The organism is Aquidulcibacter sp., assembly GCF_049239865.1.
In the GTDB taxonomy this organism is placed as follows: domain Bacteria; phylum Pseudomonadota; class Alphaproteobacteria; order Caulobacterales; family Aquidulcibacteraceae; genus Aquidulcibacter.
Map to the genome: position 1 here is coordinate 1 of NZ_JBMLTR010000111.1, position 4,106 is coordinate 4,106.

The 4,106-nt window shown below is 56.2% G+C and carries 4 protein-coding genes and 1 pseudogene; 3 read left to right on the top strand and 2 right to left on the bottom strand.

Going from position 1 to position 4,106, the window contains the following annotated elements; all coding sequences use genetic code 11:
- Positions 1-520: pseudogene (gene lysK / locus ACOVRA_RS08120) on the bottom strand (lysine--tRNA ligase); the annotation flags it as partial.
- 164 nt (positions 521-684) lie between these two features.
- Here lysK and ACOVRA_RS08125 point away from each other — a divergent pair.
- Together ACOVRA_RS08125 and ACOVRA_RS08130 are read left to right on the top strand one after the other, a co-directional pair.
- Positions 685-1,101, top strand: a complete 417-nt coding sequence (locus tag ACOVRA_RS08125) for an SRPBCC family protein (protein WP_421719845.1) — start codon at positions 685-687, stop codon at positions 1,099-1,101.
- Between the two features lie 22 nt (positions 1,102-1,123).
- Complete coding sequence (locus ACOVRA_RS08130; protein WP_421719846.1) at positions 1,124-1,522, top strand: MarR family winged helix-turn-helix transcriptional regulator; 399 nt, start codon at positions 1,124-1,126, stop codon at positions 1,520-1,522.
- Position 1,523: 1 nt separating this feature from the next.
- Here the strand turns inward: ACOVRA_RS08130 and ACOVRA_RS08135 are convergent, their stop codons facing one another.
- Entirely contained in the window at positions 1,524-2,555 is a 1,032-nt protein-coding gene (locus tag ACOVRA_RS08135; RefSeq protein WP_421719847.1) for an amidohydrolase family protein, read from the bottom strand.
- Between the two features lie 232 nt (positions 2,556-2,787).
- Between ACOVRA_RS08135 and ACOVRA_RS08140 the strand changes: the two genes are divergently transcribed.
- Positions 2,788-4,101: an NAD(P)/FAD-dependent oxidoreductase gene (locus ACOVRA_RS08140; RefSeq protein ID WP_421719848.1), complete on the top strand. Its 1,314-nt coding sequence runs from the start codon at positions 2,788-2,790 to the stop codon at positions 4,099-4,101.
- Positions 4,102-4,106 lie beyond the last annotated feature (5 nt).

The following is a 4,106-nucleotide window of genomic DNA, read 5'->3' on the forward strand; positions in this document are numbered from 1 at the left end:
GCAGCATCACGCCCATAATCTCGTCAAACTTTTCGAGCGCGCGCAGAAGCGTCGCATCAAACGCGCCAGAGCGATAAAGCTCGGTGGCGGACTTGAACTGATAGTCAAAGCCGAAGCTGTCGAGAAAGCCGCGTAGGCGAGCATTATTGTGCTGGGCAAAGCCTGCGTGCGTGCCGAATGGATCGGGCACATCGGTCAAAGGCTTTTGGAGATAGGGCACCAGCGCCTCTGGATTGGGCACATTGTCGGGCACTTTGCGCATGCCATCCATATCATCGCTGACACAGATGAGTTGAGTCTCAACTGTACCATCGGTCAGCGCGATAAAGGCTTGGCGCACCATGGTCGTGCGCACGACTTCGCCAAAGGTGCCGATATGCGGCAAGCCCGAGGGGCCATAGCCTGTTTCAAAGATAACCGGGCCTTGTTTGCCTATTTTCTTGACCCGATCCAGCAGCAAACGGGCTTGTTCAAAGGGCCAAGCCTTGGCTTCAGTCGCCAAAAGTGCACGGTTCGCCATTCACGTCTCATTCTTCACTTGGAGTGGGAGGTTGTTGCCAAGCCTTGTGGCGGAATCACGCCCTGAGGTCAAATCCAACCCCTGCGGCAGACCGCCTAACTTGACAGCGGAAGCTCGAAGTCTTATTTGTAAATGTGTTTATTAATAGAGCTGGAGCGCGCGCTATGATCGCACATGACGTCATTGTCCAAGCAGACCCCGAAACCGTGTTTTCCCTCTATGAAAACATCGAAAGCTGGCCTCAATGGGATGAAGAAGTGGTGGCAGTGTCTCTGCCCGATGGCCTGCGTGAAAATGCGCAAGGCTGGCTGCAACCTCGATCGGGGCCAAGAGCCAAGATTCAAGTCGTTTCGGTGACCCGCCCCTTCCAATTCAGCGTTGAATCTCAATTACCAGGCTGCAAGATGGGTTTTGATCATCGCATCGAAGCGACCACTCTGGGAACACGCGTCACCCATGGGGTTTACTTCAAAGGGGCAACAAGCTTTGTATTTGCTAGGCTAATTGGGCCGTCGCTCAATCGCGGTTTGCCCTTGACCTTGCAAGGCTTGAAACGTGAAGCCGAGGCGATGACAAAGTGAGTTGTTGGAAGGAGATTGCTGTTTGGACTGGTCGAAACTTTCAAACTTCACCGAACCACAAGCGAGTCCGGGCTTCCAATATTGGGTAAACTTTATGGCTTGGCAGCGCGGCCTCAACCATATCCTGCGCCCGCTTTCCTTGACCCAGCCGCAATTTGCCCTGCTGGCCACCATCGGGTGGAAGACCCAGGACGGCAGCAATTTATCGCAGCAGCAATTGGCCGACTTCTTACGTTTAGACCGCATGCTGGTGTCGCAAATCATCAGCCGCTTGGATCGCGACGGCCTGGTCACCCGAAAGCTCGCCGATGAAGACCGTCGCCGCAAAGGCCTTAGGCTTACCACCCTTGGCATAGACAAAGTCAAAGAGGCCCTGCCCTTGGTCGAAGGGTTTGATAAGGCCTTCTTCGCGGGTAGCTAGTCTATTTCGTCCCCATCGCACGATGTTTGGCGCGGGTCGCTTCATCCAGACGCAGGAAGCGGGCTGCATTATTATAGAGGATGTCGCGCTTTTGCTGGGCAGAGAGGAAGGGCGCGTCCTCAATCACTTTGATGGCCACTTCAATCGTCTCTGGCCAGATCATTTGGTCCGAGCCGAACATAATGCGCTCGCCAAATCCGGCGTCCACCAAGGCTTGCAGATAGCGATAAAAGGCAGGCTTTGGCTGGGTATAGACAATCACGCCAGTGTCTAAATAGACCTGTGGATGCGCATACATCAGGGCCAAAGTATCATCCAGCATGGGAAAGCCCGCGTGCATCACATTGATGCGCAGCTTGGGATGCTTCACCAACACATCTTCCAACAACAACGGGCTGCTCAACCGCGCGCGATAGCCTGAGCCCGGCGCATAGGCGACTCCTGGGGGGCCGGGGCCGACATGTAGCGCAACTGGCAGATCATTGGCCTCGGCCGCCGCCCAAATCGGCTCCATCCGGGGGTCATTGGGCGCAATGCCGATATATTGGGTGCCAAGCTCGCCAATCATGGTGATGATGCCGGCGGCCTTCGCTTCGGCAAACTCCTTGGTCAAATTACCCTTTGGCGGAAGCTCGGGTAGCAGGCCATTCATAATCCGGTCTGGGGCGGCCGCTTTCCACACTTTCAAGCGCGCATATTTATCGCTGACGACGCCAAAAATGTTGCGGCGGTTCATGATTTCCAACGTTTTGGTGCGGATCTCATCATCGGTCGTCGGCGACCAGATCGGATTTGCGCATTTTGGGTTTTTGAACCAAGCCGTGATGAAGGTCTCATAATCCGTGGTCTGATCCCAAGCAGGCATCGGGTCCATCGGGGTGCACATCGCCAGAGGGGCTGGGCCCTGTTCATTGGCAGTGGAGGCATGCAGATGCATGTCGATAATTGGCTCTTGGGCTTGAACACTTTGTGGCGTGATGGCAAGCCCTGCCAGCGCCAAACAGGCAACCAGCCATTTCCTAAAAATAATCATCACAACCGATCCCATAATACTCAATCGCGGATAGGATGAGGCTAAACACAGGTTTTGACTTTGACAAACAAAATCCGGTCCTGCCGCAGACATTATTCAGCAGGCTGAAGTCCTGCTCGATTTAATTGCTCTCAAACCCGCACACCGGATGATCTTTAAGTTCCGGCTTGAGTCCGCCGTCCTTTCACTGATAAGGCCGAAGGGCGCAATGTCGCGGTCGCAGGGGAATCGGGTGGGTCAGAGAAAGACACAAATTGTGGTCGTTGGCGGCGGTGCCGGTGGCCTAGAGCTCGTTCGTTTGCTCGGTTCGCGCTATGGCCGGAAAGCCCATGACATCATTCTGATCGACCGGAATTTGACCCATGTCTGGAAGCCCTTGCTGCACGAGGTCGCGGCAGGGTCTCTCGATGCTAATCTGGATGAAGTGGGCTATGGCGGCCATGCGGTGCGCTGGGGCTATCGCTTCTTCAACGGCAGTCTTGAAAGCGTCGATCGCGTGGCCCGCACCATCACCACCGCGCCTTTGTTGGACGAACGCGGCGAGGAGATTATTGGCAGGCATACTATTCGCTATGATTATCTCGTGCTGGCCATGGGCGGCATCTCAAACGATTTTGGCGTGCCGGGCGTGCGTGAACATGCGATGTTTCTGGAAGATCGTCCCCAAGCGGACCGCTTTCGGCAAAAGCTTCTAAATGCCTGCCTGCGCACCAACCACGCCCATCAGACGGGCGATACCGAGGCCGCGGTGCGCATCAGCATCGTTGGTGGCGGTGCAACCGGGGTAGAGTTGGCCGCTGAGCTATATAATGCCGCCAAGGCGCTGAGGCACTATGGCCTCGAAGTGTTTGATGAATCCAAGCTCGAAGTGTCGTTGATTGAGGCCGGCCCACGCATTTTGCCAGCGCTGGATGAAAAGCTGGCTGAGAGTGCCAAGCACGAACTCGAAAAATTGGGCGTCAAAGTGCTCGACAATACCCAAGTGGTGCGGCTTGCGAAAAATGAAGTCCACACCAGCACGAGCGGCGTCATTGAGGCTAATCTGATTGTCTGGGCCGCCGGGGTGAAGGGGGCGGAAGAAATCCGCACCATGGGTGATCTGGAACTGACGCGCGGCAACCAAATCGTCGTGCGCCCGACCCTTCAGACCACCATTGACGACCGCATTTATGCAATGGGTGACTGCGCCTCCTGCCTCTTGCCCGGACGCGACCGCCCGATCCCGCCGCGCGCCCAATCCGCCCACCAGATGGCGAGCCAAGTCTTCCAAAATTTGGTGCGCGCCCAAGCTGGCCAGCCGCAACAGGACTTTGTTTATCACGACCATGGTTCGCTCGTATCCCTCAGCCGCTTCTCCACCGTTGGCAGCCTGATGGGCAATCTGGTTGGCGGGCGTATGCGCGTGGAAGGCTGGATCGCGCGCATGGTCTATCAGTCCCTCTACCGGATGCACCTCATCGCCATCCACGGCTGGTGGCGCGGCGTGACCCTTATCGTGATCGGCCACGTCAACCACATCATCCGGCCGAAATTTAAGCTGCATTAGGGCGG

Bases quoted from the DNA above. Each gene is read 5' to 3' on its own strand.
- ACOVRA_RS08125 (WP_421719845.1), top strand. From the start codon at position 685: ATGATCGCACATGACGTCATTGTCCAAGCAGACCCCGAAACCGTGTTT.
- ACOVRA_RS08135 (WP_421719847.1), bottom strand. From the start codon at position 2,555: ATGATTATTTTTAGGAAATGGCTGGTTGCCTGTTTGGCGCTGGCAGGG.